Source organism: Saccharothrix tamanrassetensis, from assembly GCF_014203665.1.
Classification (GTDB): domain Bacteria; phylum Actinomycetota; class Actinomycetes; order Mycobacteriales; family Pseudonocardiaceae; genus Actinosynnema; species Actinosynnema tamanrassetense.
The window spans coordinates 691,988-717,777 of the sequence record NZ_JACHJN010000003.1; the positions used below are offsets into that span (position 1 = coordinate 691,988).

At 70.6% G+C, this 25,790-nt stretch carries 26 protein-coding genes; 15 read left to right on the forward strand and 11 right to left on the reverse strand.

Features of this window, described 5'->3' with window-relative positions; all coding sequences use genetic code 11:
- Positions 1 to 123: 123 nt before the first annotated feature.
- On the reverse strand, positions 124 to 924 hold the full coding sequence (locus FHS29_RS12390; protein WP_184690716.1) for an alpha/beta fold hydrolase: 801 nt from the start codon (positions 922 to 924) through the stop codon (positions 124 to 126).
- A 90-nt stretch (positions 925 to 1,014) separates the two neighbouring features.
- On the opposite strand from FHS29_RS12390, the gene FHS29_RS12395 reads away from it, so the two are divergent.
- Positions 1,015 to 1,398: a RidA family protein gene (locus FHS29_RS12395; RefSeq protein WP_184690717.1), complete on the forward strand. Its 384-nt coding sequence runs from the start codon at positions 1,015 to 1,017 to the stop codon at positions 1,396 to 1,398.
- Here FHS29_RS12395 and FHS29_RS12400 read toward each other — a convergent pair.
- The 4 genes from FHS29_RS12400 to FHS29_RS12415 all read right to left on the reverse strand — a co-directional run bounded on the left by FHS29_RS12400 (position 1,373) and on the right by FHS29_RS12415 (position 5,761).
- Entirely contained in the window at positions 1,373 to 1,801 is a 429-nt protein-coding gene (locus FHS29_RS12400; protein ID WP_184690718.1) for a CoA-binding protein, read from the reverse strand. The two genes, FHS29_RS12395 and FHS29_RS12400, sit on opposite strands and share 26 nt — an antisense overlap.
- 249 nt (positions 1,802 to 2,050) lie before the next feature.
- Positions 2,051 to 2,914 (reverse strand): S1 family peptidase, encoded by an 864-nt coding sequence (locus FHS29_RS12405; protein WP_184690719.1) that lies wholly within the window; start codon positions 2,912 to 2,914, stop codon positions 2,051 to 2,053.
- 207 nt (positions 2,915 to 3,121) lie between these two features.
- Entirely contained in the window at positions 3,122 to 4,198 is a 1,077-nt protein-coding gene (locus tag FHS29_RS12410; protein WP_312864881.1) for a CaiB/BaiF CoA transferase family protein, read from the reverse strand.
- Between the two features lie 63 nt (positions 4,199 to 4,261).
- Complete coding sequence (locus tag FHS29_RS12415; RefSeq protein WP_184690720.1) at positions 4,262 to 5,761, reverse strand: aldehyde dehydrogenase family protein; 1,500 nt, start codon at positions 5,759 to 5,761, stop codon at positions 4,262 to 4,264.
- 140 nt (positions 5,762 to 5,901) lie between these two features.
- Between FHS29_RS12415 and FHS29_RS37655 the strand changes: the two genes are divergently transcribed.
- On the forward strand, positions 5,902 to 6,036 hold the full coding sequence (locus FHS29_RS37655; RefSeq protein WP_281391571.1) for a hypothetical protein: 135 nt from the start codon (positions 5,902 to 5,904) through the stop codon (positions 6,034 to 6,036).
- 118 nt (positions 6,037 to 6,154) lie between these two features.
- Here the strand turns inward: FHS29_RS37655 and FHS29_RS12420 are convergent, their stop codons facing one another.
- Both FHS29_RS12420 and FHS29_RS12425 read right to left on the reverse strand, forming a co-directional pair.
- Positions 6,155 to 6,661 (reverse strand): DinB family protein, encoded by a 507-nt coding sequence (locus tag FHS29_RS12420; RefSeq protein WP_184690721.1) that lies wholly within the window; start codon positions 6,659 to 6,661, stop codon positions 6,155 to 6,157.
- The gene (locus FHS29_RS12425; RefSeq protein ID WP_184690722.1) at positions 6,658 to 8,244 is read right to left on the reverse strand and encodes a thiamine pyrophosphate-binding protein; all 1,587 of its coding nucleotides are present in this window, start codon (positions 8,242 to 8,244) and stop codon (positions 6,658 to 6,660) included. The genes FHS29_RS12420 and FHS29_RS12425 overlap by 4 nt, the downstream gene beginning before the upstream one ends.
- 390 nt (positions 8,245 to 8,634) lie before the next feature.
- Between FHS29_RS12425 and FHS29_RS12430 the strand changes: the two genes are divergently transcribed.
- From FHS29_RS12430 to FHS29_RS12470, 9 genes are all read left to right on the forward strand, one after another.
- On the forward strand, positions 8,635 to 9,600 hold the full coding sequence (locus FHS29_RS12430; protein WP_184690723.1) for a hypothetical protein: 966 nt from the start codon (positions 8,635 to 8,637) through the stop codon (positions 9,598 to 9,600).
- 198 nt (positions 9,601 to 9,798) lie between these two features.
- A complete protein-coding gene (locus FHS29_RS12435; protein WP_184690724.1) occupies positions 9,799 to 10,410 on the forward strand; it encodes an ANTAR domain-containing response regulator in 612 nt (203 codons plus the stop codon).
- Positions 10,411 to 10,671: 261 nt separating this feature from the next.
- Entirely contained in the window at positions 10,672 to 11,847 is a 1,176-nt protein-coding gene (locus tag FHS29_RS12440) for a branched-chain amino acid ABC transporter substrate-binding protein (RefSeq protein WP_312864882.1), read from the forward strand.
- A 136-nt stretch (positions 11,848 to 11,983) separates the two neighbouring features.
- A complete protein-coding gene (locus tag FHS29_RS12445; protein WP_184690726.1) occupies positions 11,984 to 12,946 on the forward strand; it encodes a branched-chain amino acid ABC transporter permease in 963 nt (320 codons plus the stop codon).
- On the forward strand, positions 12,943 to 14,085 hold the full coding sequence (locus tag FHS29_RS12450) for a branched-chain amino acid ABC transporter permease (protein ID WP_184690727.1): 1,143 nt from the start codon (positions 12,943 to 12,945) through the stop codon (positions 14,083 to 14,085). Before FHS29_RS12445 ends, FHS29_RS12450 begins: the two co-directional genes overlap by 4 nt.
- Positions 14,086 to 14,117: 32 nt before the next feature.
- Positions 14,118 to 14,858, forward strand: coding sequence for an ABC transporter ATP-binding protein (locus FHS29_RS12455; protein ID WP_184690881.1), 741 nt, complete (start codon positions 14,118 to 14,120; stop codon positions 14,856 to 14,858).
- The gene (locus FHS29_RS12460) at positions 14,848 to 15,552 is read left to right on the forward strand and encodes an ABC transporter ATP-binding protein (protein WP_184690728.1); all 705 of its coding nucleotides are present in this window, start codon (positions 14,848 to 14,850) and stop codon (positions 15,550 to 15,552) included. The genes FHS29_RS12455 and FHS29_RS12460 overlap by 11 nt, the downstream gene beginning before the upstream one ends.
- 143 nt (positions 15,553 to 15,695) lie before the next feature.
- Positions 15,696 to 16,766: a sigma-70 family RNA polymerase sigma factor gene (locus FHS29_RS12465; RefSeq protein WP_184690729.1), complete on the forward strand. Its 1,071-nt coding sequence runs from the start codon at positions 15,696 to 15,698 to the stop codon at positions 16,764 to 16,766.
- Positions 16,767 to 16,838: 72 nt separating this feature from the next.
- Entirely contained in the window at positions 16,839 to 18,314 is a 1,476-nt protein-coding gene (locus FHS29_RS12470; RefSeq protein ID WP_312864883.1) for an MFS transporter, read from the forward strand.
- Positions 18,315 to 18,323: 9 nt separating this feature from the next.
- On the opposite strand, the gene FHS29_RS12475 is transcribed toward FHS29_RS12470, so the two are convergent.
- Together FHS29_RS12475 and FHS29_RS12480 are read right to left on the reverse strand one after the other, a co-directional pair.
- Positions 18,324 to 18,869 (reverse strand): DUF4352 domain-containing protein, encoded by a 546-nt coding sequence (locus FHS29_RS12475; RefSeq protein ID WP_184690730.1) that lies wholly within the window; start codon positions 18,867 to 18,869, stop codon positions 18,324 to 18,326.
- 3 nt (positions 18,870 to 18,872) lie between these two features.
- Positions 18,873 to 19,319 carry a hotdog fold thioesterase gene (locus FHS29_RS12480; RefSeq protein ID WP_184690731.1) on the reverse strand — a complete coding sequence of 149 codons (447 nt, stop codon included), beginning with the start codon at positions 19,317 to 19,319 and terminating at the stop codon, positions 18,873 to 18,875.
- A 31-nt stretch (positions 19,320 to 19,350) separates the two neighbouring features.
- On the opposite strand from FHS29_RS12480, the gene polA reads away from it, so the two are divergent.
- Positions 19,351 to 22,020, forward strand: a complete 2,670-nt coding sequence (gene polA, locus FHS29_RS12485) for a DNA polymerase I (protein ID WP_184690732.1) — start codon at positions 19,351 to 19,353, stop codon at positions 22,018 to 22,020.
- 205 nt (positions 22,021 to 22,225) lie between these two features.
- Here the strand turns inward: polA and FHS29_RS12490 are convergent, their stop codons facing one another.
- On the reverse strand, positions 22,226 to 22,669 hold the full coding sequence (locus FHS29_RS12490; RefSeq protein ID WP_184690733.1) for a winged helix-turn-helix transcriptional regulator: 444 nt from the start codon (positions 22,667 to 22,669) through the stop codon (positions 22,226 to 22,228).
- A gap of 72 nt (positions 22,670 to 22,741) precedes the next feature.
- Here FHS29_RS12490 and FHS29_RS12495 point away from each other — a divergent pair, with 72 nt between their 5' ends.
- Positions 22,742 to 23,248, forward strand: coding sequence for a GNAT family N-acetyltransferase (locus FHS29_RS12495; RefSeq protein ID WP_184690734.1), 507 nt, complete (start codon positions 22,742 to 22,744; stop codon positions 23,246 to 23,248).
- A gap of 13 nt (positions 23,249 to 23,261) precedes the next feature.
- Positions 23,262 to 24,569, forward strand: a complete 1,308-nt coding sequence (locus FHS29_RS12500; protein ID WP_246440168.1) for a hypothetical protein — start codon at positions 23,262 to 23,264, stop codon at positions 24,567 to 24,569.
- Positions 24,570 to 24,643: 74 nt separating this feature from the next.
- Here the strand turns inward: FHS29_RS12500 and FHS29_RS12505 are convergent, their stop codons facing one another.
- Positions 24,644 to 25,102 carry a DUF1453 domain-containing protein gene (locus FHS29_RS12505; protein WP_184690736.1) on the reverse strand — a complete coding sequence of 153 codons (459 nt, stop codon included), beginning with the start codon at positions 25,100 to 25,102 and terminating at the stop codon, positions 24,644 to 24,646.
- Between the two features lie 64 nt (positions 25,103 to 25,166).
- On the opposite strand from FHS29_RS12505, the gene FHS29_RS12510 reads away from it, so the two are divergent.
- Positions 25,167 to 25,772, forward strand: coding sequence for a TetR/AcrR family transcriptional regulator (locus tag FHS29_RS12510; RefSeq protein ID WP_184690737.1), 606 nt, complete (start codon positions 25,167 to 25,169; stop codon positions 25,770 to 25,772).
- The last annotated feature ends 18 nt before the right edge of the window (positions 25,773 to 25,790 follow it).

Consider the following 25,790-nt stretch of genomic DNA (forward strand, 5'->3'; position numbering starts at 1 on the left):
CTTCCGCAGGTCGCAACGACGGTAACGGCGTTTGCGGTCCCGTGGTAGGGAACTTCTCGTGGCTTCGCGGTCACTGCCGGCGATTGCTCCGAACGGCGGCGTCGCCGGAGCCGCCGGACGTCGTCAGCCCTTCAGGAACTCCACGAGCAGGCGGTTGACCTCGGCCGGCTGTTCGAGGAAGCCGTAGTGGCCCGCGTCGGCGACTTCGGCGTACCGCGCGCCCGGGATGGCGTCGGCGACCTCGCGGGCCAGGTGCGGCGGCAGGATGCGGTCGTCGGCGAAGCCGACCACCAGGCACGGCACGGTGATGGCGCGGTAGGCGTCCAGGCGGCTGTCGAACTCGTTCAGGTCCATCTGGGCCCGGACGCCGGCGCTGAACGCGGAGCCGGTGAACTCGAAGACGTCCAGCCAGTCGCGGACGGCCACGGGGTCGCGCAGGGTAGCGGGGGACAGGTTGAGGATCGCGCTGACGGCGGCGAAGTAGCGGCCGGGCAGCGTGATGTTCTTGTCGTGCAACGCCCGTTCGCCCTGGGACAGGGCGTTCTGCACCGGGTCGTTGCGGCCGGCGGTGCCGAGCATCACGGCCCGCGCCACGAGGTCCGGGCGGGCCAGCGCCAGTTCCTGGGTGACGCGCGCGCCCATCGACGTGCCGACCACCCGCGCCGGGCCCCCGAGGTGTTCGATCAGCGCCGCCGTGTCGCCGACCAGGTCCTCGATCTTCATGCCGGACGCGCACTCGTCGGTCGGCGGGATGCCCCGGTTGTCGATGGTCGCGACCCGGAAACCCGCCGCGCGCAGGGCGGGGACCTGGTGCGGGTGCCACACGCGGCCGGGGCTGCCGGTGCCCATGACCATGGCGACGAGATCGCCGTCGCCCTCCACGTGGTAGCTGAGGTTGATCCCGTTGAGGGCGGCTACTGGCATGTCCGCAGGTTAGCGAGCGACTCCATACGTCCGCTATCCGTGGGCCCGGGTACCGGCGCGGACCGCCGGTGCCCGTCTAGGGTCGCGGCCATGAGACGAGCGATCCTGTCCGGTTCCACGTTCGAAGAGCAGATCGGGTACGCGCGGGCCGTCGTGGACGGGGACTGGGTGCACGTCTCGGGCACCACCGGGTTCGACTACTCGACCATGACGATCCCGGACGACGTGGTCGCCCAGGCCGAGCAGTGCCTGGCCAACATCGGTGCGGCACTGACCGAGGCCGGGTGCGCGTTCGCCGACGTGCTGCGGGTGACCTACTACCTGCCGGACGCCGCGGACTTCGAGCCGTGCTGGCCGGTGCTGCGCGCGGCGTTCGGCGAGGTGCGCCCGGCCGCGACCATGCTGGTGTGCGGCCTGGCCGATCCCCGGATGCGGATCGAGATCGAGGTCACCGCCCGGCGCGGGGCCCGTTAGCCGGCCACTCGATGGCCGGGCAGTGGTCCATGACCATGTCGAGACCGGCGGCGGTGACGCGTTCGTAGGCCGCGGTGTCGACTACGTCGAGCTGGAACCACACGGCTTTGGCGCCGATCTTGACGGCCTCGTCGGCGAATTCGCCGGCGGCCTCGGAGCGGCGGAACACGTCCACGCAGTCGACCGGGAACGGGATGTCGGCGAGCGTCGGGTAGCCCTGCTCCCCGAGCACCGCCTCCGCGTCCGGGTGCACCGGGACGATGCGCTTGCCGTGCTGCTGGAGGAACCGGGCCACGCCGTAGGCCGCCCGGTGCGGGTGGTCGGCCAGCCCCACGACGGCCCACGTGTCGCAGTCGGCCAGGATGCGGCGGATCTTCTCGGTGTCACCCCACGGTTCGGTCATGCCACCAGCCTAGGCCGAGGTCAGGTGAAGGGCCCTCGCGTTGCTGCTCGGACGGGTGACCCCGGGCGGTGTCCGCTGACCTTGCGCCCGTGGCGCGGCTCCCGTGGCGGGGGTCCGCCCCGACCGGGCCGACCGCGCGCGGCGGTCCTGCGAACCCGCCGCGCGCACGACACCGAGCTGCCCGACCGTGGACCACCACCACCCGGCCGACCCGATGGCACCGGTCCGAGCCGTGGCAGCGCAACGGTTCTAGGGCCGCGCCAGACCGCAGCCGGGCGCGTACAGGTCCAGTCGGCCGCCCCCTGGCAGGCACGGCACCATCTGGTAGGTCTGCTGCGCGTACCCGATCTTGTGCCGCACGGTGACCGTGCCGGCCTGGTCGACCTCGCACGGGTTGTTCATGGTGCATCGGCCGCCGCTCTCGTTGGCGGTGTTGTTCACGCCGACGACCTGGCCGCTTGCCACGTCCACCACGGGCGAGCCGGACGTGCCGCCGACGACGGCGCACGCCGACGTGTAGCGCATCGAGTCGTTCCACGTCCAGTCGGCCTCGCGCAGCCGGTGCACGAACCCGTCCGCGCGACAGGAGTAGATCCTCTTCCAGTACCCGGAGACCACGCGGATGTCGATGCCGACGGCCGGGTGCTGCGGCGACAGTTCCAGTGCCCGCGAACCCATGCCCTCCACCTGCGCGTACGTCGCGGCGAGCCGGTACAGCGCCGCATCGGTGCCGGACATCGTCGCGTACAGCAGGCGTTCGGCGCGCAGCGTGCCCAACGACCCGTTGCCGGAGCTGTCGAGCAGGGTGAACGTGCGGCTCGCCGCCTGGTCGACGATGACCTCGTCGGCCGCCAGCAGCTTCACGCAGTGGCCGTTGGTCAGCACCAGGGCGCGGTCCGACGACTGCGCGGTCGGTGTGCGGACCACCGAGCCCGAGCAGTTGTTCAACGCCACGATCCCGGTGAAGTCCACCGGCGCGGTCTGCGCGGGCAGGACCTGGGCGGGCAGGACCCAGGTGGGCGTGGTCCGGGCGGGCGTGGCCCGCGCCGGCACCGCGAAAAAGGTCAGGACGAGCAGGGCGGCCAGCATCGCGCCCGGCAATCGCTTGGACATCAGTCGGATCCTCCTCGCAAGTACGGGGCATCCAACCAGCAGTTTGTCGCTCACCGTGCCCGACACGCTACGGCCAGGAGTCAGGTTCACCGGTACGCGGGAATCCCGGTGAGCGCCCGACCCGGCGCGAGCGCGTGGACCTCGGAAGCGCCCTCGTGGGTGGGCACGGACTGTCGGCGTGCCGCAGCACCGCGACGGGTGCACGGTCTACTCCAGGTCCGGCGGCGGCAACCGGTAGGTCGCCGGGGTGGCGGACAGCCGGATCGGGTTCGCCACCAGGTTCATCCCGCCGACCTCCACGGTCGGGTGGAGGCCCAGCGACTCGGCCAGGTCGAACGCGCCCGCGAGGTCGTTGACCGGCCCGCACGGCACGCCCAGCGGCGTGAGCAGGGCGAACCACTCGGCGGCCGGCCGGGTGCGCAGCTTCGCGCCCACCGCCTCCGCCAACGCGTCGACGTTCGCCACCCGCAGCCCGTTGGTGGCGAACCGGGCGTCCGCCGGCAGCCCCAGCGCCTCGCACAGCCGCTCGAACTGCCGGTCGTTGCCCACGGCGAGCGCCATCGGCCGGTCGGCGGTCGGGAACACCTCGTACGGTGCGATCGACGGGTGCCGGTTGCCCATGATGCCGGGCACGACACCCGCGAGCGCGTAGCCGGCGCTCTGGTTCACCATGCCGGACAGCAGGACCGACAGCAGGTCGACCTCGACCCGCTGGCCCTCGCCGGTCCGGTCCCGGTGCCGCAGAGCCGCCAGGATGCCGACGGCGGCGTGCACCCCGGTCAACACGTCCACCAGCGCCACACCGACCTTGGTCGGCTCGCCCGGTGCGGGACCGGTGACGCTCATCAGCCCTCCGACCGCCTGCGCCAACAGGTCGTAGCCGGGCAGCGCCGCGCCCCGGCCCGCACCGAACCCCGTCACCGAGCAGTACACCAGTCCTTTGTGGACCATACGTAGCGATTCGTAGTCCAACCCGAACCGCCGCATCGTGCCCGGCCGGAAGTTCTCCACCAGCACGTCCGCGCCGAGCACCAGGTCCCGCGCCGCCGCCGCACCCCGCTGCGTCGCCAGGTCGATGGTCCGGGACTCCTTGTTCCGGTTGACCGACAGGAAGTACGTGGCGTGGCCGTGCGCGTGCGGCGGACCCCACGTCCGCGTCTCGTCTCCGCGCGGGTGCTCGACCTTCACCACCTCCGCACCCAGGTCGGCCAGCATCATCGTGGCGTACGGCGCGGCCAGCACCCGTCCGAAGTCGGCGATCACCACGCCGTCCAGTGCGTTCACGTGGCGCGGCCCGTCGGTCGCAGCGCGACGGGCACCCGTACGGCTCCCGACCCCACCGCCGGGTCACCCGTCCAGTCGGAAGTCGAGGTCCGCTTCGACGTCCGGGGTGTCCATCTGCGCCTTCTGCAACGAGCCCGAGTAGTCCCAGTTCATCGACTGCCAGCGGGTGAACTGGTCGAGAACCCACATGCCGGACTGCCGGGAACCGTTGCCGGACTTGCCGTTGCCGCCGAACGGCAGGTGCGCCTCCGCGCCGGAGGTGGAGTTGTTGACGCTCACCATGCCGGCGCCGATCCCGTGGCGGAACGCGAACACCTTGCCCGGGTCGGTGGTGTAGATCGAGCAGGACAGCCCGTAACCGGGCAGGTTCCCCAGCTCTACGGCCTCGTCCAACGTGCGGTACGTCGTCACGCCGACCAACGGCCCGAAGGTCTCGTGCCGGAACACCTCGTCGTCCGGCCGCACCCCGTCCACGATCACCGGGTGGTAGAACAGGCCGCCGTCCGGGTCGCCGACGAAACCCTTGCGGGGGTTGGACTCCGTGATCCGCCCGACACCGCTCGACCCGTGCACCGAGTGGTGGTCGCGGATCCAGCCGAGGTACTTCTCGAACGACACCGCGAACTTCCCGTCCAGCATCGGCCCGTACAGCACGTCGCAGAACGGGTCGCCCACCACGGCGCTCCCGGTCGCCGCCGTGAACCGGGTCAGGAACTCGTCGTGCACCGACTCGTGCACGATCACGGTGCCCAGCGACGTGCACCGCTGCCCGCCGGTGCCGAAGCCGGAGAACAGCGCGCCCTGCACGGCCAGGTCCAGGTCCGCGTCCTCGGTGATCACCATGGGGTTCTTGCCGCCCAGCTCCAGGCACGGCGCCTGGAGGTGCCGCCCGCACAGCTCGCCGATCAGCGCGCCCACTTCGGACGACCCGGTGAAGCCCACCTTGTCCACCAGGCGTTCCTCCAGCGCCAGTTCCAGCCCGCGGAAGGTCTGCGAGCCCTCGGCGAACACCAGGTTCAGCACGCCCTCGGGCAGCCCGGCCGACATGAAGATGTCGTACAGCGCCTGCGCGGACGCGGCGGAGTACTCGGCGGGCTTCCACACCACGGTGTTCCCGCACAGCAGCGCGGGCACGATGTACCAGGACGGCACGGCCACCGGGAAGTTCCCCGCGGTGATGAACGCCGTCACGCCCACCGGGTTGCGGAACGTGAACAACTGCTTGTCCGGCATCTCCGACGGCACCGTCTGCCCGTACAGCCGGCGGCCCTCGCCGACGAAGAACGCACAGGTGTCGACGATCTCCCGCACCTCGCCGCGCGCCTCGGCCAGCGGCTTGCCGATCTCGCGGGTCACGATCCGGGCCAGCGCCTCGGCGTTGACCTCCACCAGCCTGCCGATGTTGGCGACCACCTGTCCCCGGACGGGGGCGGGCACCGCGGCCCAGTCGCGTTGTGCCTGCTTGGCGAGGCGTGCCGCGTCGGCGTACTCCTCCGCGCCGATGAGTTCGACGCGCGCGACGACATCGTTGAGATCGGCCGGGTTGGTCGACACGTAGGTCATGGCACTCAGCGTGGTGCGCGCCGGCCGGGGTGCCAAGGCCCCGCAGGGTGAAACCTCGTCGCGTCGATCACGAGGCGGGCCGGTCCTCCCGGCCTCCGCCGCGCTGCGCATCGCCGAACGCGGATCACACCAGGCACGCCGTGGCGCGACCGGCCGCCGAACGGTCGGACGCGGAGATCCTGCTGGACGAAACGCTGCCCGTGCCGCCGCCGGCGTCGGGTTTCGAGCCGCTACCCGGTGCCCCGAAGCGGCTGTCGCGCGGGAAACCGTTGTGACAGCACGTGTTCGTCGTTCACCGGGCCGCCAGTGCGGACCCGTCGCCGCCGGACGCGTCGGCGGCGTCGTCCTCTGTGTGCGACCAGGCGACGGGGGAGTACCCGACCCGGGTCCGGGTTACTCGCCCTTCTCGCCGTCCGCCAGCTCGCGCAGGAAGTCCAGGTGCCCGACGTGCCGCCCGGTCTCCTGCACCAGGTGGGCGAGGACCCAGCGCACGGTCCGGCCCTTGCCGTCGTGGTCGCCCCGCGTCCGGTCGCCCGGGGCCAGTCCCGCCAGCGCCTTGTCGGACAGCTCCCACTCGGCGCGGTACTCGGCGATCACCGAGTCCACCGTGTCCTCGTCGTGCAACTGCCAGGAGGCGTCGGCGTCCGCGCCCCACAGCGACGGCAGCTCCACGCCGCCGGCCTCGATGGACAGCCACCACCGCTCGACCGCCGTGAGGTGCTTGAGCACGCCCAACGCGCTCACCACGGGCGACGTCGGGATCGGGGTGGCCGCGGCCAGTTCCCGGCTCAGCCCTTCGACCTTCGACACCGCGGTGAGCCGCAGGAAGGTCAGGAAGTCCGTCAACAGCCGCAGCTCGTCTTCCGCTGCCGCGGCCGGCCACACTCTAGTCGAACTCATGTTCGAACCTTACGGTACCAGCGCGGAGAGGTGTTCGGCGGGGGCCGCAAAGCGGCCCGCACCACGATCATGTTCGGGCCGTCCCGGTTCGTGAACTCCCGGAGCCTGCTCGCGAACTCGTCCCCGAAGCCGTCCACTTCGGACGCTTCCACGTCGAAACTCCTCGCCAGACCAACGAAATCCGGTGTGTGCAGGTCGACCCCGTGCGGTGGGTGGCCCGCTTCGACCTGGTCGTAGCGCAACATCCCGTACCCGCCGTCGTCCACCAGCACCACCGTCACCGGCAGCTGTTCCTGCCGCGCGGTGGCGAGATCGCCGCACGCGAACAGGAACCCGCCGTCCCCGCACACCGCGACCGTCCGCCCCGCCACCGCCGCGCCCAACGCGGCCGGGAACCCGAAGCCGAGCGTGCCCCACCCCACCGGGTAGGCCAGCCCGCGCGGCCGGGTGACCTTGTGGAACCCGCCGACCCAGTACCCGGCAACGCACATGTCCGCCACCACCCGGTGGCCCTCCAGCGCTTCCAGCAGCGGCACGGCCCGCGGTTCGTCGTCCGCGATCGCCCTGCGCACCAACGCGTTCAGCGCGGCGACGCGTTCGGCGGCGGTCGGATCCGCGCGTCGGGGGAGTGCCCGGACGAGTGCTTCGGCGACCAGCCGGGCATCACCGCGCAACGTCACGTCCGGCGGGTAGTTGCGCACGGTGTCCACGTTGATGCTGATGAGCCGGTGCGGCGGCGGCTGGAGCCAGTTCTGCGTCATCATGCCGTCGAAGTCGCTGCCGATCCCGATCACCAGGTCCGCGTCGTCCCACAACGCGCCCACCTCCGGCAGGTGCACCGGCCCGTGCACCACGAGCGGGTGGTCCACCAGGCCGCGCGCCCCGTACGTCGTGACGATCGGGGCGTCCAGCCGCTCGGCGAGCTCGGCCACCGCCGGGCCCGCCCCGGCCCGCTGCGCGCCCCCTCCCGCCCAGATCAGCGGCCTGCCCGACCGGCTGACCAGGTCGAGTGCGTGGTCCAGCGCGGGCGTGGTCTGGCCGCTGGTCGGGATCTTGCTCCACGGCCCGGCGTCGGCGGTCAGGAAGTCGGTCGGGATGCCCAGGTAGACGGGCCCGTGCGGCGCGGTGGTGGCCAGCAGGGCGGCGCTGTCGGCATACGTCCCGAGCACGTCCGCGCTGCGCAGCGTCCACCCGCCCTTGACCACGGGGAGGAACATGGCGCGCTGGTCGCGGGTCTCGTGCAGCACGCCCCGGTACTCGCCGGGGCGGCGCAGGGTGGACGGGATGTCGGTCGCGACCACCAGCACCGGCGACCCCGACGCCATCGCCTCCCCGGTGGCCGCCAGGCAGTTCGCCGCGCCCGGCCCGGTCGTCACGAGCGCCACCCCGAGCTTCCCGGTGGCCCGCGCGTAGCCGTCGGCGGCGTACACCGCGGTCTGCTCGTGGCGGACACCGACGAGCCGGATCCGGGACTCCCGCAACGCCTCCCACACCGGCAGGTTGTGCACGCCGGGCAGCCCGAACACGACCTCGACCCCGTGCGCCCCCAGCACCTCCAACAACCGCACCGCCCCGCTCGCCATGGGGCGACGCTAGGGAGTCCGGGGCCCGGGGGCAATGAGGGCGGGGTCGGAGGTCGTGCCGAGCACCAGCGGGAGAACGTCCGAACGGGACAGTCGGTGCGCGCGAAAGGGTGACCGGCATAGTCCGGTCCGAGCGCGGGCGGGCTCGGCCCGCCCGACCGAAGCCCGGACCACACCGAAATGCGCGGGCGGCCACACCCCGACCGCTGGTAAAGTGGAGCGCGGCGTGTATGGGCAGACGCGAGGCTGGAGCCACTCCCCGGCAGACGGGTGGCGTGATCCGCCGCAGGGTGTAGGCACCCCTGACCATGGAGCAGCACCACGAACCGAACCGTTGACGCGTGTACGCGTCCTTGTGCGCCGAGCCGGGCGGCGGGAACGAGGACTGCCGTGGCACGTTCGTCATTGACCGAACAATTGGTCGACCTGCGCCGCACCTACACCGGCGAGAATCTCAGCCAGGCCGTCCCGGCGGTGAAATCCGTCCTGTACGAACTGCCCGACGACCGGCGTGAACGAGTGGTCGACGCGCTGAACGGGCGTGCGGATGTCCGCGGTCTTTTCCTGCCCGACGCACCGTCGGACGACCAGCGCACGCTCGAATGCGTGATCCTCCAGGTCGCGACCGACGCATCGGCCCACCTGCAACTCCGGCCACCCGCGTCGATGCTGCGCCCGGCCCACGTGTTCGCCGCGGTCGAACCGACCGACACCCCGCGCCTGCACCTCGCCGAGCACGCCCTCGGGCCGCTGCTCTACGAACTGCTCCCCAGGCACGAGGAGCGGTGGGTCGCGGGCGTGGCCGGGCTGCGGGTCGAACGGCACCCCCGGTCCGTCGAACTCCGACTGCTCGACCTGGACGCGAGTGTCGTCCTGTCGAACGTGGACGAAGCCGCCTGGAGCACCGCGATGCACTACGTCCACACCCTCCTCAGGGGACGTGACCTGCGTGGACAGTTCATCGATGGGCCGTTGGGCGCCGCCGAGCGCGAGCACCTGGCGGAGTTCCCGCGACCGACCGGCCTGGGCAGCGCCGTGCTCCGCCGCTACCACCTGTTCACGGCGGCACCGTGGCTCCGGTCGCTGTCGCAGCGCGACGAGTGGTGGCTGGAGTGGCCGGCGAGCCTCGGCGTGCCGGCGGTGACCGACCGGCTGCTGCACCCGGTGTTCGGGTTGCCGAACGCGGTCGAGACGCCCAGCCCGACCGGCGGGCTCGGTCTGACCACCGGCTGGTACGACCTCTACCTGCGGGAGGTCGACCCGCCCGACCCCGCCAAGGAGGAGGCGCTCGGGGCGGTGGAGTGGCCGGAGGGCGTCACCGGCTGGTGGGAGCCGCCGCAGAAGACCGTCAAGTAGGACCCGGCCGGGCCCGCCACCCCACCGGCGGTCACGCCGGGTGCCCGACCACCGGCGGCACCCGGTCACCCGGCGTGTCGCCGGTGGCCGTGATCACGGCCGGACCGGGCGGTGCGCCCACGTCGCGCCGGTAGACTGCCCTTTCGCCCGGTGCGACCGCGTCGAGTGCCGCCAGTGACGACCATGAGGAGGACCCCGGTGACCCAACAGGCTGCCGAGGCCCAGTCCGCGGGCCAAGCCGCGCCGCGTCGCGTGCTCGTCGCCGAGGACGAAGCCCTCATCCGCCTCGACCTGGTCGAGATGCTGCGCGAAGAGGGCTACGAGGTGGCCGGGCAGGCCGCCGACGGCGACGAGGCGGTCACGCTGGCCGAGCGGCTGCGGCCGGACCTGGTCATCATGGACGTCAAGATGCCCAAGGTGGACGGCATCGAGGCCGCCGGCGCGATCGCGGCCAAGCGGATCGCCCCGGTCGTCATCCTCACCGCGTTCAGCCAGCGCGACCTGGTGGAGCGGGCCCGGGACGCGGGCGCGATGGCCTACCTGGTCAAGCCGTTCGCCAAGCGCGACCTGGTGCCCGCGATCGAGCTCGCGATGAGCCGGTTCGCGGAGCTCCAGGCATTGGAGAACGAGGTCGCCGGGCTGTCCGAGCGGCTGGAGACGCGCAAGGTCGTGGAGCGCGCCAAGGGTTTGCTGATGGCCAAGCAGGGCCTGTCGGAGCCCGAGGCTTTCCGGTGGGTGCAGCGCACCGCCATGGACCGCCGCACCACCATGAAGGCAGTCGCCGAAGCCGTCATCGAAAACTTCGGCTGAGTTCCCTGTTCGGCTATCGGACACTCGCTCGGGCATTGTTGATTACTGCCCGCATCGGCCCTGTGACCTGCGGCTATTTGAGCTGGATTTAAGACTGTTAACGCGCGCGCATTTGCCGGTGACTACCGTCACGATGTGGACACAGAGCAGGAAGACCACCTGTTCACGGAACACATCTGAAGCTACGTTCCTGCCCTAACCCAAGCCCTCGTGTGAGGGCGCCGCCTACCGGCGGGCTGGTTGGTCATGGGAGGTATTCCGGTGTCAGGAGCACGACTCGGCCGAGTTCTGGTGCTGGCGGCGGCTACGTCGCTGGTGCTCGCGGCTTGCGCCGGCGGTGGCGGCGGCGGCACGGGTGGCGGCGACGTCACGACGGTCAAGATCGGGTTCATGGGTGACCTCACCGGTGAGAACTCCGCGATCGTGATTCCGCCGTACAACGGCGCGAAGATGGCGATCGACGAGTACAACGCCACGAACCCCAAGGTCAAGATCCAACTGGAGAAGTACGACAGCCAGGGCAAGCCCGAGCAGGCCACCTCGCTCATCGCCAAGGCGATCACCAGCGACAAGATCGTCGCCCTGATCGGGCCGGCCTTCTCCGGTGAGTCCAAGGCCATCGGCGGCACGCTGGACGAGAGCAAGATCCCCAGCATCTCGCCGTCCGCCACGAACCCCGGCCTGGCCAAGAACGGCTGGAAGTACTGGCACCGCGTCGTGGCGAACGACGACGACCAGGGCCCCCGCGTCGCCGAGTTCCTGCTGACCGCGAAGGCCCCCAAGAAGGCGTTCGTGCTGTCCGACGACCAGGAGTACAGCGTCGGCATCGCGGAGGCGGTGACCAAGACGTTCAAGGACAAGGGCGTCGAGGTCGAGACCGACAAGTTCGCCAAGGACGCGTCGGACTACTCGTCCACGGTCACCAAGGTCAAGTCCGCCAACCCGGACGTCATCTTCTTCGGCGGCTACTACGCCCAGGGCGGCCGGCTGCTCAAGCAGCTGCGCGACAACGACGTGAAGACCACGTTCGCCTCCGGCGACGGCTCGCTCGACGCGCAGCTGGTGACCGGTGCGGGTGCCGCGGCGGCCGAGAACGCCGTGCTCGCCTGCCCGTGCAACATCCCGTCCGCGGACGTGACCGGCACGCTGAAGACGTTCTTCGACAACTACAAGAAGAGCGCGGGCGCCGACCCGGCCATCTACTCGACCGAGGGCTACGACGCGGCGACCGCTTACATCAAGGCCATCCAGGCGGGCAAGACGACCTCCGAGGACATCAACAACTTCCTGTCGACGGTGAACTTCGAGGGCGCGTCCAAGCCGATCAAGTTCAAGTCGAACGGCGAGCCGGAGAACGCGTCCATCTTCGTGTACCAGGTCAAGGGTGGTGTCCTCAAGCTGCTCGGCCCGTCGGCCACGGCCAAGCTCGAGGGCTGATCTCCGAGACGGTTTTCCACCGAGTTAGGTAGCGCTGGGGAGCGGGAGCGTCGTCGAAGCGTCGACGGGCTCCCGCTCCCCACCCCTATGGCGCAGAAGTCTCTCTCCCCCGCCCCGTCTCGTGAGGCAACCTGTCATGCTTGATGATTTCGTCAACCAGTTCCTACCCAGCACGGTGGGTGGACTGGTGATCGGCTCGATCTACGCGCTGATCGCCCTGGGCTACACGATGGTCTACGGCGTCCTGCGTCTGATCAACTTCGCGCACTCCGAGATCTTCATGATCGGCACGTTCGCGTCCCTGGTGACGCTGCTGGCGATCGCGCCGACCGCGCCGTTCACCGGGTTCGCCCTGGTCGGAGTGCTGCTGCTGTTGATGCTGGTCTCCGCGCTCGTCTCCGGGGCGTCCGCGGTCGCCCTCGAAGCCGTGGCCTACCGGCCGTTGCGCAAGCGAGGCGCGACCAGGCTCGCCGCCCTGATCTCCGCGATCGGCGCGTCGCTGTTCCTCCAGGAGCTGTTCGGCCTGGTCGTGATCGAGTGGTTGATCGACAAGCCGGGCCGCAACCAGGCCTCGGCACCCCGGTTCGTAGCCCGCGACACCCTGTTCGAGATCGGCAACGCGTCCGTCCGGCTGGACCAGGTGATCGTGGTCGTCGCGGCGATCCTGGTGATGGTCGGGCTCGACCGGGTGGTGAACAAGACGCGGATCGGCCGCGGCATCCGGGCCACCGCCCAGGACCCCGAGGCGGCCGTCCTGATGGGCGTCAGCATCGACAACATCGTGCGGGTGACGTTCCTGCTCGGTGGCGCGATGGCCGGCGTGGCCGGATCCCTCTACATCATGGAGATCGAGAACACCGGGTACCTGATCGGCTTCGTCCTCGGCATCAAGGCGTTCACCGCGGCCGTGCTCGGCGGCATCGGCAACCTGCGCGGCGCCCTGATGGGCGGCATCGTGCTCGGTCTCATCGAGAACTGGGGCGCCATCTTCCTCGGTTCCGAGTGGAAGGACGTCATCGCGTTCACCGTCCTGGTGGTCGTGCTGATGTTCCGCCCGACCGGCATCCTCGGCGAATCGCTGCAGAAGGCACGCGCATGAAAGGCGACGGAGTGACGAGGGAAGAAAGCCCCACGAAGCGCGGCGGCTTCGCGGCCGTCGGGCACGGGATCGACCGCATGCGGGACTGGTGGGAGAACGCCAAGGTCTGGCAGCGGTACCTGATCTACATCGCCCTGGTGGTCGGCGCGCTGATCCTGCCCGCGCCCGCGATCGGGACGTTCATGTCGCCCGGCTCGGACTGGACGACCGTGCTGGTCTACCCGATCGGCACCTACATCCTGCTGGCGGTCGGCCTCAACGTGGTGGTCGGCCAGGCCGGTCTGCTCGACCTCGGGTTCGTCGCGTTCTTCGCCATCGGCGGCTACTCGGTCGCCTACTACGGCACCCAGTTCGGCTGGAACTACTGGGCCACGGTCGCCTTCGGCATCATCCTCGCGGCCGTGTCGGGCGTGATCCTCGGCGCACCGACGCTGCGGTTGCGCGGCGACTACCTCGCGATCGTGACCCTGGGCTTCGGCGAGATCGTCCGCATCACCGCGAACAACACCGACGAGATCGGTGGCGCGCGCGGCATCCCCGGCATCCCGCACCCGCCGCCCATCTTCGGCACCAAGTTCCTGATCGACCCCGCGCCGTACTACTACCTGATCGTCGCGGCCATCGTGCTGGTCATCATCTTCTCGGTGCGCCTGCAGAAGAGCCGGGTCGGCCGGGCGTGGGCGGCGATCCGGGAGGACGAGGACGCGGCCGAGCTGATGGGCGTGCCGACGTTCAAGTTCAAGCTGCTGGCGTTCGCGATCGGCGCCATGATCGGCGGCCTGGCGGGCGGCATCTACGCGGGCAAGGCCGTGTTCATCGACCCCAACACGTTCCCGTTCATCCTGTCCGCGACGATCCTCGCCGCGGTGGTGCTGGGCGGCTCGGGCAACCTGCCGGGCGTGATCCTGGGCGCGTTCCTGATCGGCTGGCTGCCGGAGCGGTTCCGCGACTTCGCCGACTACCGCATCCTGATCTTCGGCGGCGTGCTGGTGCTGATGATGGCGCTGCGGCCGGAGGGCCTGCTGCCGTCGCGGCGGCGCAAGGCGGAACTGCACGAGGGAACAGGCGGGATGGGCACCATGGGTGCCGAGGTCCCGGGTCCGGACACGGATGTCTCGACGACGGAGGCGGCCAAGTGAGCACTCCCGTCCTTCAGCTGGACAACGTGACGATGCGCTTCGGCGGCGTCGTGGCGCTGCGCGAGGCGAAGATCAGCATCGCGGAGGGCGAGATCTTCGCCCTGATCGGCCCGAACGGCGCGGGCAAGACCACGGTGTTCAACGTGGTCACCGGCGTCTACCAGCCGACCGAGGGCCAGGTGCTGTTCAAGGGCAGCAGGCTCGACGGCACCAAGCGTTTCAAGATCACCAAGCAGGGCATCGCCCGCACGTTCCAGAACATCCGGCTGTTCCACAACATGTCGGCCCTGGAGAACGTCATGGTGGGCGCCGACGCGCACCACCGGACGGGCGCGGTCGGCGCGACGCTGAACCTGCCGTGGCACCGCAAGGAGGAGAAGCGCGGACGCGAGCTGGCGCGGGAGCTGCTCGACTTCGTCGGCATCTCCGCCCGGATGACCGAGACCGCGAAGAACCTGCCGTACGGCGACCAGCGCCGGCTGGAGATCGCCCGCGCGCTGGCCACCGACCCCAGGCTGCTGCTGCTCGACGAGCCGGCCGCCGGCATGAACCCGGCGGAGAAGGAGGACCTCCAGCGGCTCATCCGGAAGATCCGGGACAGCGGCCGGACGGTGCTGCTGATCGAGCACGACATGAGCCTGGTCATGGGTGTCAGCGACCGCGTGGCGGTGCTCGACTTCGGCCAGCTGATCGCAGAAGGGCTGCCGCACGAGGTGCAGAACAACCCGAAGGTCATCGAGGCCTACCTGGGGGTGTCCGAAGATGCTTCTTGAGGTCAAGGACATCCACGTCCACTACGGCAAGATCGCCGCCATCAAGGGCATCAGCCTCCAGGTCGGCGAAGGCGAGATCGTCTCGCTGATCGGCGCCAACGGCGCGGGCAAGACCACCACCCTCAAGACCATCTCCGGCCTGCGCCCGCTGTCCAGCGGCAAGGTGGTCTTCAACGGCGACGACATCACCCGGACGCCGGGCCACAAGAGGGTGCAGCTGGGCATCGGCCAGTCCCCGGAAGGCCGGGGCGTGTTCCCCGGCATGACGGTGCAGGAGAACCTGCTGATGGGTGCCTACACCCGCAAGGACGACCTGAGCGCCGACCTGGCCGAGGTCTACGAGCTGTTCCCGAGGCTCGCCGAGCGCAAGACCCAGTTCGGCGGCACCATGTCGGGCGGTGAGCAGCAGATGATCGCCATCGGCCGAGCGCTGATGACCAAGCCGAAGGTGCTGCTGCTCGACGAACCGTCCATGGGCCTGGCCCCGATGCTCATCGCGCAGATCTTCGAGATCATCAAGGAGATCAACCGGCGCGGCACCACGGTCCTGCTGGTGGAGCAGAACGCCCAGCAGGCCCTGAAGCTGTCCGACCGGGCCTACGTCCTGGAGACGGGCCGGGTGGTCAAGTCCGCCCCCGGCCTCGAACTGCTGGACGACCCCCAGGTCCGCGCCGCCTACCTCGGTGGCCACTGAGAACGCCGCGTCACCCCCGGAAGGCCCGTCACTGTCCCAGTGGCGGGCCTTCTTCATGCCCACCACCCCGCTCACCGACCAGTTTCCGGCACCTGCGGTGTCCACCCATCCGAGAGACCACAGGAGCAGGGGGAGGAGCCGACATGCGAGAGATACCGCAGGCCGGGGCGAGCGATGCCCCGGTCGATGTCCGGCGCGCGGCCGGGGATCTGCTGGTGCGGGCGCGGAACGGGGACGGTGAGGCGTTCCGCGGGCTGGTCGAGCCGTACCGGCGCGAGCTGCGGGTGCACTGCTACCGCATCCTCGGCTCGGTGCAGGACGCCGAGGACCTGTCGCAGGAGACGCTGTTGGCGGCGTGGCGCGGGATCGGCGGTTACGAGGAACGCGCGTCGGTGCGGACCTGGCTCTACCGGATCGCGACCAACCGCTGCCTCAACGCACTGCGGGCAGGCGCCCGCCGTCCGCCCGAATACGCGTCCTACCGGCCGGAGGTCCCGCTGCCCGAGCCGTCGCACCGCCGGGCGGAACCGAGCTGGCTGGAGCCGTACCCCGACGTGCTGCTCGACGGGATCGCCGACCACGTGCCGGGACCGGAGGCGCGGTACGAGGTCAAGGAGTCGGTGTCGCTGGCGTTCCTCGCGGCGTTGCAGCAGTTGCCACCCAGGCAGCGGGCCGTGCTGGTACTGCGGGACGTCCTGGGATTCCGGGCCGCCGAGGTGGCGGACATCCTCGACACCACCGAGAACGCGGTGACCAGCGCCCTGAAACGAGCACGGGGTGCGTTGGCGCAGGAGCTGCCGGGCCCTGACCGGGAGAGCGCCCCGCTGCCGGACTCGCCACAGGAACGCCGGATCGTGGACGAGTTCACCCGCGCGTTCGAAGCCGGGGACGTCGATGCGATCGTCGCCGTGCTGACCGACGACGCATCGCTCACCATGCCGCCGCTGCCGCTGGAATACCAGGGACCGGACGCCGTCCGGAACTTCCTCGCCACGGTCGCACTGCGCCACGGACGCCGACACGTGCTGATCCCCACGCGGGCCAACGGCCAACCGGCATTCGGCTGCTATCAACGCGACCCGCGGACACCGATCCTGCACGCACACGGAGTACTCGTCCTGACCCTGACCGGCAGCCGCATCAGCGCGCTGACCCGATTCCTGGACAACTCGCTCCTCACGGTATTCGGGCTTCCGCGATCGCTACGGACCTGACCCGCATCAATGCGAGTTCGGCGCCGGCTTCGACCCGCGCATCCGGAGAAGGTTCGAGCAGAAGGAGGAACGGTGGGTTCCGGCGAAGGGCGAATGACGTCCGAGCAGGCATGGGTGTTGGGGCTCGCTTCCCTGGCGTCGTTCATGATGGCTTTGGACAGCTTGGTCGTGACGACGACGTTGAGCACGATCCGGCACGACCTGACCGCATCGGTCGAATCACTCGAGTGGACCGTCAACGCGTACAACCTGCCGTTCGCGGTGCTGCTGCTGACCGGAGCGGCACTGGGTGACCGGTTCGGTCGCCGCCGGGTGTTCGTCGTCGGGCTGGCGGTCTTCACCGTCGCGTCGGTGGGCTGCGCGCTGTCCCCGGACATCGGCACCCTGATCACGGCCCGGGCGTTGCAGGGCGTCGGTGCGGCGATGGTGCTGCCGCTGTCGCTCACCCTGATCAGCACGAACTTCCCGCCGCGGCAGCGGGGCAGGGCGATGGGGCTGTACCTGGGCATCACCGGCCTGGCGACGTTCAGCGGCCCGTTCATCGGTGGCGTCATCGCCGAGGGGCTGGCCTGGCAGTGGATCTTCTGGCTGAACCTGCCGGTCGGCCTGGCCGCGATCGTGCTCACGGCGCGGCGGGTCGACGAGAGCGTCGGCCCGGACACCCGGTTCGACCTCGGCGGGGTCGTGCTGGTGACCTCGGGCGCGTTCGGCGTCGTCTGGGGTCTGGTCCGCGGCAACGCGGCGGGCTGGGGCAGCGCGGAGGTGCTGGGCGCGCTGGTGCTCGGTGTCGCGCTGGTGACCGCCTTCGTGCGCTGGGAACAGCGGACGAGGACCCCGATGCTGCCGATGCGGTTCTTCCGGTCGAGGGCGTTCGCCACGGCCAACCCGGCGAACTTCGCCGTGTTCGCCTCGCTGTACGGCACGCTGTTCTTCCTCGCGCAGTACTTCCAGACCGCACTCGGTGAAGGGCCGCTCGGTGCCGGCCTGCGGCTGATGCCGTGGACCGCGACGCTGATGGTGTGCGCGCCGATCGCCGGCGCGTTGGCCGACCGGTACGGCGAGCGGACGTTCGTGGTCGGCGGCCTGCTGCTCCAGACCATCGGCACGGGCTGGATCGCCCTCGTCGCCGACACCGACACGGGCTACCTCGAACTGCTGCCGGCGCTGGTCGTCAGCGGCGCCGGGCTGACCATGGCCATGCCGGCGGCGCAGAAGGCGGTGGTCGGAGCGGTGCGGCCCGGGGAGGTCGGCCGGGCGTCGGGCGCCTTCATGATGCTGCGGATCTTCGGCGGGGTGTTCGGTGTCGCGGTCTCGGTCGCCGTCTTCGCGGGTGCGGGCGGCTACTCGTCCGCCGAGGAGTTCAGCGAGGGTTTCACGGCGGCCATGAGCGCCGTCGCGGCACTCGCGTTCACCGGCCTGCTCGTCGCACTCGGGATGCCGGGCAGGCGACCGGCGGCCGTGCCGGCACCCTCGCGGACTGCGGACGTCCCACCTCGGGACGTTCCACCTCGGGGCGAGGACGCCACCAGTCCGCTGACCCGGTCGTGACCGGCCCGGTCACTGGCTGAGCCGGATCTCCGTGCTCGACTGGTCCTTCAGGTCCGTCAACGTGGGTCCACCGAACACCCGCAGCGCCAACGGCTTCGCGTCCTCGGGCAGGTCGTAGTACACGTCGTACTCCAACCGCACGTTCGCCCCGAGGTCCAGCACCTCGGGCTGCCGCTTGATCGTCATGGCCTGGGTGTCGACCGGGTACTCGGTCTTCTTCTCGTCCAGCAGGACGTGCTTGCGGGCGTCGAACGAGACGCTGCTGCGCCCGTTGTTGACCACGCTCAGCCGGACCCGGACGAACTGCCCCTTGGCCTCGAACTCCGCGTGGCTGCCGACCAGCGAGGGCATCCCGGTGGTCAGCCCCAGCAGCGTGAACGCGGTGTCCCCGTCCGCCGTGGTGGGCAGGTGCAGCACCTTCTCGTCCGGCCGGACCGCGGCGGGCGGCACCGGGTAGGTCGCGGCGGAGGAGGAAGGCGGGGCCTCCGCCGCCGGCGCACTGGTACACCCGGCGGCCACCGCCACGACACCCAACACCGCCACGACCCATCGCATGTGTCAGACCTTAGGCTCCGCTTCCCGCAGGAAGCACGTGAGCCGCGCCGTGCAGCAGCGCCGCCCACGCTCGTCGGTGATGACGATCTCGAACGTAGCCGTCGACCGTCCCCGATGGATGGGTGTGCACACGCCGGTCACCACACCCTCCGTCACCCCGCGGTGGTGGGTGCACGACAGCTCCAGGCCCACCGCGATCCGGGACGGCGCGGCGTGCATGGCCGCGGCGATCGACCCCAGCGTCTCGGCCAGCACCGCGTTCGCGCCGCCGTGCAGCAGGCCGTACGGCTGCCGGTTGCCCTTGACAGGCATGGTGCCGATCAGCCGGTCGGCATCCCATCGGGTGATCTCGATGCCCATCCGAGCGGTCAACTGCTCGTGGGCGACCGCCTGGTCGGCGCCCGGGAGGTCCTCGGGGGTTGGGCTCACGTGCTGCTCCACTCGGTGCATGACTGTCGGACCCTCACCCTAGACTCGCCCCGTGAGCACCTCAGAAGCCTCCCGTCTGCTGCTGGTCGACGGCCACTCGATGGCCTACCGGGCGTTCTTCGCGCTGCCCAAGGAGAACTTCCAGACCGGCACGGGCCAGACCACCAACGCGGTCTACGGCTTCACGTCGATGCTGATCAACCTGCTGCGCGACGAGCAGCCCACGCACATCGCGGTGGCGTTCGACGTGTCGCGCAAGACGTTCCGCACCGAGGCCTACGCGGAGTACAAGGCCGGTCGCAGCGCGACGCCGGACGAGTTCCGCGGCCAGGTCAGCCTCATCCAGGACGTGCTGGGCACGCTCAACATCCCCACCCTGGAGAAGGACAACTACGAGGCCGACGACGTCATCGCCACGCTCACCACCCAGGCGACCGCGCTCGGCTACGACGTGCTCATCTGCACCGGCGACCGCGACGCGTTGCAGCTGGTCAACGACAAGGTCACGGTGCTGTACCCGGTCAAGGGCGTGTCCGAGATGGCCCGCTACACCCCCGACCTGGTGCTGGAGAAGCAGGGCGTCACGCCGGAGCTGTACGCCGACTACGCGGCCGTGCGCGGCGACTCGTCGGACAACCTGCCCAACACCCCCGGCGTGGGCCCGAAGACGATCGTGAAGCTGCTCAACCAGTTCGGTTCGCTCAACGGCCTGATCGACCACGTGGACGAGGTGCCCGGCAAGGTCGGTGACGCGATCCGCGCCAACCTGACCAACATCATGCTGAACCGGCAGCTCACCGAGCTGGTCCGGGACGTGGAGCTGCCGATCGGCCCCACCGACCTGGCGGCCAGGCCGTGGGACCGGGACGCGGTGCACCGGCTGTTCGACGAGCTGGAGTTCCGCGTGCTGCGCGACCGGCTGTTCGCCACGCTGCCCACCGCCGAGCCCGAGGCCGACGAGGGCTTCGAGGTCTCCGGTGGCACGATCGACCCCGGCGACCTGGCCGGCTGGCTGGACGCCCACGCCCGGAACACCCGGGTCGGCCTGGCGTTCCGCGAGTCCGCCGGCGACCTGGAGGGCATCGCCTTCGCCGGTGACGAGGGCGGCTACGTCGAGGTCGCCACCCTCACCGAAGCGGACGAGAACGCCCTCGCCGCGTGGCTGTCCGACGAGGGGGTCGCCAAGGCCGGCCACGACCTCAAGCTCCCGCTGCGCACCCTGCGCGCCCGCGGCTGGAAGCTCAACGGCCTGACCAGCGACACCGCGCTGGCCGCCTACCTGGTCCGCCCCGGCCAGCGCAGCTTCGCCCTGGACGACCTGGCCCTGCGCTACCTCCAGCGCGAACTGCGCGCCGAGGAGCCGGACAACGGCCAGCTGTCCCTGCTCGCCGACGAGGACGAGGAACGCCAGAAGGCCGCCCAGGCGACCATCGTCCGCGCCTTCGCGGTCTCCGAACTGGCCGACGCCCTGGACGCCCAGCTGGTCGAAACCGGTCAGGACAACCTCCTGGCCACCCTCGAACTGCCCCTGATGAACGTGCTGGACGAGGTGGAGGCGGTCGGCATCGCCATCGACTCCGAGCACCTCGCCGCGCTGGAAGCCCACTTCGCGGCCGGCGTGAAGCAGGCCGCGCAGGACGCCTACGCGGTGATCGGCAAGGAGATCAACCTCGGCTCGCCCAAGCAGCTCCAGGCGGTGCTGTTCGACGAGCTGAACATGCCGAAGACCAAGAAGACCAAGACCGGCTACACCACGGACGCGGACGCGCTGCAGAACCTGTTCGAGCAGACCGAGCACCCGTTCCTCCAGCACCTGCTCACGCACCGCGACGTGACCCGGCTCAAGTCCACGGTCGACGGCCTGCTCAAGTCGGTGGCCGACGACGGCCGCATCCACACCACGTTCCACCAGACCATCGCCGCGACCGGCCGGCTGTCCTCCACCGACCCGAACCTCCAGAACATCCCGATCCGCACCGACGAGGGCCGTCGGATCCGCGAGGCGTTCGTGGTCGGCCCCGGCTACGCCGAGCTGATGACCGCCGACTACAGCCAGATCGAGATGCGGATCATGGCGCACCTGTCGGAGGACGCGGGCCTGATCGAGGCGTTCCGGTCGGGCGAGGACCTGCACACCTTCGTCGCCTCCCGCGCGTTCTCCGTGCCGACCTCCGAGGTCACCGCCGAGCAGCGCCGCCGGGTCAAGGCCATGTCCTACGGCCTGGCCTACGGCCTGTCGGTGTACGGCCTGGCCCAGCAGCTGCGGATCTCCGCCGACGAGGCCCGTGACCAGATGGAGGCGTACTTCGCCCGCTTCGGCGGCGTGCGCGACTACCTGAACTCGATCGTGGAGGACGCCCGCAGGAAGGGCTACACCGAGACCATCCTCGGCCGCCGCCGCTACCTGCCCGACCTGAACAGCGACAACCGGCAGCGCCGGGAGATGGCCGAGCGGATGGCGTTGAACGCCCCGATCCAGGGCTCGGCCGCGGACATCATCAAGGTCGCCATGCTGGGTGTGTTCCGCGCTCTCGAAGAGTCCGGCCTGCGCTCCCGGATGCTGCTCCAGGTGCACGACGAACTCGTGCTGGAGATCGCGGAAGGCGAGCGCGAAGCGGTGGAGGCACTGGTGCGCGACCAGATGGGCCGCGCCTACGAGCTGTCCGTGCCGATGGAGGTCTCGGTCGGCGTGGGCCGGTCGTGGGACGACGCCGCGCACTGACCGGGCAGGGGAGGGAGCAGCCGGGCCGGTTCTCGCCGGTTCCAGCCCGCACGGCTCTGCTGCACGGCCCTGCTGCAAGGCCCTGCCGCAAGGCTCCGTCCCACGGTTTGTCGCACCGCCCTGTCCCACGGTTTTGTCGCACGGCCCTGCCGGAGGGATCTGTCGCAAGGCCCTGCTGCACGACCCTGCCGCGGGGCTCTGGGACTCAACGCAACGGGGTGACCCGGACGTCGCGTGCGGTCAACTCGTCACCGCACGCGGCGCACTCCACCTTCACGTCCACCTGCCCGCCGCAGTCCCGGTGGTGCAGGTCGAACGACGGCCCCTCCTCGGGCGTCATCCACCTGTCACCCCACTTCCGCAGCGCCATCAGCACCGGGTAGAGGTCGAGCCCCTTCTCGGTCAGCCGGTACTCGTACCGCGTCCGCACGTCCTTGTACGCGACCCGGCTCAGGATGCCTTCCTCCACGAACTTCGCCAGCCGCTCGGTCAGCACGCTGCGCGAGATGTCCATCGCCGACTGGAAGTCCTCGAACCGCCGCGTCCCCAGGAACGCCTGCCGGAGCAGCAGCAGCGTCCACCGCTCGCCCAGCAGCGCGGCGGGCAACGACACGGTGCACAGCTCGTCGGTGACCTTCACAGGCGACATGCCCTCGACCATACCTTGCGTTCGGAAAACAGACCCAGCTAGGGTTCGGATTCCGAACCTAGGGGGCTTGTGATGACCACGGTCCGCGTGCTCGACCGCGAAGGCGCGGGAGCCGCCGTCGACGCGGTGTTCCAAGGCCTGTCCCCGCAGAGCCGCTACCTGCGCTTCCACGCCCCCATGCCGAGGCTCACCGCGTCCATGCGCGGCCAGTTGGTCGACCTGGACGGCTGTCGCAAGGCGGCCGTCGTCGCGGAGCGCGGCGAGCAGGCCATCGGGATCGCCCGGCTGGCCGCCATCGGCCAGGGCGTCGCCGAGATGGCGGTCGCGGTCGTGGACGACTGGCAGCGCAAGGGCGTCGGCACCCTGCTGGTCACCGCGCTGGGCGACCTCGCCACCGAACTGAGCTACACCGAGCTGGTCGGCGAGGTGCTCCACGAGAACCTGGCCGTGCTGCGGCTGGTGCGCCGCGCGTTCCCCGGCGTCCGGCTCGACCGCACCGAGGACGAGGTGATCCGGATCAGTTACCCGCTGACCTTCACCCTCACCCATGAGGAGCTGGTGGCGGACCTGCGCTGGTGAGCACAATCGAGTCATGCGACGGGTACTGGGGTTGGCGTCGGTCCTCATCCTGCTGTTCGCCACGCCGGCCGCGGCGGCCCAGGGCGATCCGCCGTCGGACCAGCCGTTACCCGGCTACACCATCGCCAACCCGCCCCTGCCGCCGGCGCTGGTCGGCGGGCAGCCGTCCAGCGTGCGGCAGGGCGTGCACCGGCACGCCGCCTACGTCATCGAGGTCCCGCCCCGCTGGAACGGCCGGCTGGCGGTGTGGGCGCACGGCTACCGGGGCGCGTCCAGGGTCCTCACCGTCGAGCCACCGGGCTACGGCCTGCGGCAACGCCTGCTCGACCAGGGCTTCGCGTGGGCGGCGTCCAGCTACTACGCCAACGACTACCACGTGAAGGCCGGCGTCGAGAGCACGCACGACCTGGTCGGGCACTTCACCACCCTGGTCGGCGAGCCCCGGGACGTGTTCGTGGTGGGCGCGTCGATGGGCGGCCACGTGATCGGCCGTTCGCTGGAGCAGTACCCCGGCTTCTACCGGGGTGCTCTGCCGCTCTGCGGCGTGCTCGGCGACCACGAGCTGTTCGACTACCTGCTGGACTACCAGCTCGCCGCCCAGGCCCTGGCCGGCATCGACGCGTTCCCGCCGCCCGACGACTACGCGTCCCGGGTCGTCCCGCGGATCAAGGCGAACCTCGGGCTGGACGGCACCCCCACCGAGCGCGGCACCCAGTTCTCCCGCGTGGTGGTCGACCGGTCCGGCGGCGAGCGGCCCGGCGGGCGGGCGGCGTTCACCCACTGGAAGGACTTCCTGTTCGACCTGGCGTCGGTGGGCGCGGGCGACGACCTGGCGACCAACCCGCTCCAACTGGCCACCAACGTGCTCACCCGGTACACCCCGAACACGCCGTTCGACCTGGACCGGCGGGTGGAGCGGGTCTTCCCGGAGAACCTGGAGGCCCGGCTCACCCCGAGGCTGACCGAGATCCCGCGCATCGCCGGCCGGCCGACCGCGCCGGTGCTGTCCCTGCACGACCTCGGCGACCTGTTCGTGCCGTTCTCGATGGAGCAGCAGTACCGGCGGGACGTGCGGCTCAACGGCCGGTCGCACCTGCTCGCGCAGCGCGCGATCCGGGCCGTCGAGCACTGCGAGTTCAGCCCGGACGAGGTCGGCCGGGCCTGGGACGACCTGGTGGACTGGGTGGACACCGGCAAGCGGCCGGCGGCGGACGTGGTGGACGACCCCGCCGTCGTGGCGGACCCCGACTACGGGTGCCGGTTCAGCGACCCGAGGGCCTACGGCACCGGCACCCGGCGGCTGTTCCCGGCCTGTCCCTGACCGGCCGTCCTTGCGACGATCGCCGTCCGAATTCTCCGCTCGTCGGCATTCGGCGGCGTTGCATCGACCGCGCCTCATTCGCGGCGCGCGAACGGGACGCCCGAACGGACCGCGCGCAAACCGATCGGCACGAGTTCGCCGAGCAGCCCGACCCCGATGGCCAGCGTCATCGGCCGCGCCTCGGCGTGCATCCCGGCGGACACCGCCAGGAACCCCAGGCCGGCGTTCACCGCGAACGACCCGACCCACACCACCAGGGTCCACGGCGTGTACCGCTGCCACAGCACGCCGTCACGGGTGAACAGCCGGATCGTCGTGCCGCGCAGCGCCCCCAGCGCCACGCCGACCACCGACCCGATCACGAGCCACAGCACGTCCACCGCGGCGAGGTGCTGTTTGGTCAGCCCGTAGACCCCGATGCCGAGCAGCAGCAGTGGCGGCCCGAACAGGTCGCGGGCGTTGAGCGGCTCGCCGAGGAACCGCTTGACCACTACCGCCACCACGCCGACGACGATCAACCCCCAGGTCAGCATGACCCCTCCTCTTTGTGGCATGACTGTGCTAATTAACCTAGCACGACTGTGCTACAAAGGGATCGTGCCGAAGGTCGTCGATGCCGATGCCCGCCGCCGCGCCGTCGCGGAGGCGGTGTTCCGGGTGGTGCGCTCGCAAGGGTTGGAGCAGGCGTCGCTGCGCAACGTCGCCGAGGAGGCCGGTCTGGCGATCGGGTCCGTGCGGCACTACTTCACCGACCACGACGAACTGCTGACGTTCGCGCTGGAGGAGTTGACCGACCGGGTCGAGGTGCGCATCCTGGCCAGGGTCGCGCAGGTGTACGCCGCCACCACGCCCGAGGAGCGGCGGACCGGCGTCGAGGACCTGCTCGGCGAACTGCTGCCGCTCGATCCGGACCGCCACGACGAGTCGGTGGTCTGGCTGGAGTTCTCCAACGCCGCGCGCACCCGCCCGGCCCTGCGCCCGGCCGCCCGCAGGCTGCACGGCGGTATCCGGGTGGTGGTCGGCAAGGTGCTGGCACGGACGGGCGTGCCGGACGTCGGGGTGGAGACCGAGCGGCTCGCCGCCCTGCTGGACGGCCTGGCGGTGAACGCCGTGCTCCAGCCCGACCTGACGACGCCGGACGTCATGCGCGCCGTGCTGCGCCGCCACCTCGGCGAACTCGCCGACCGCCGCGACGTCCACTGAGGACGGGGTCCGGCCGCC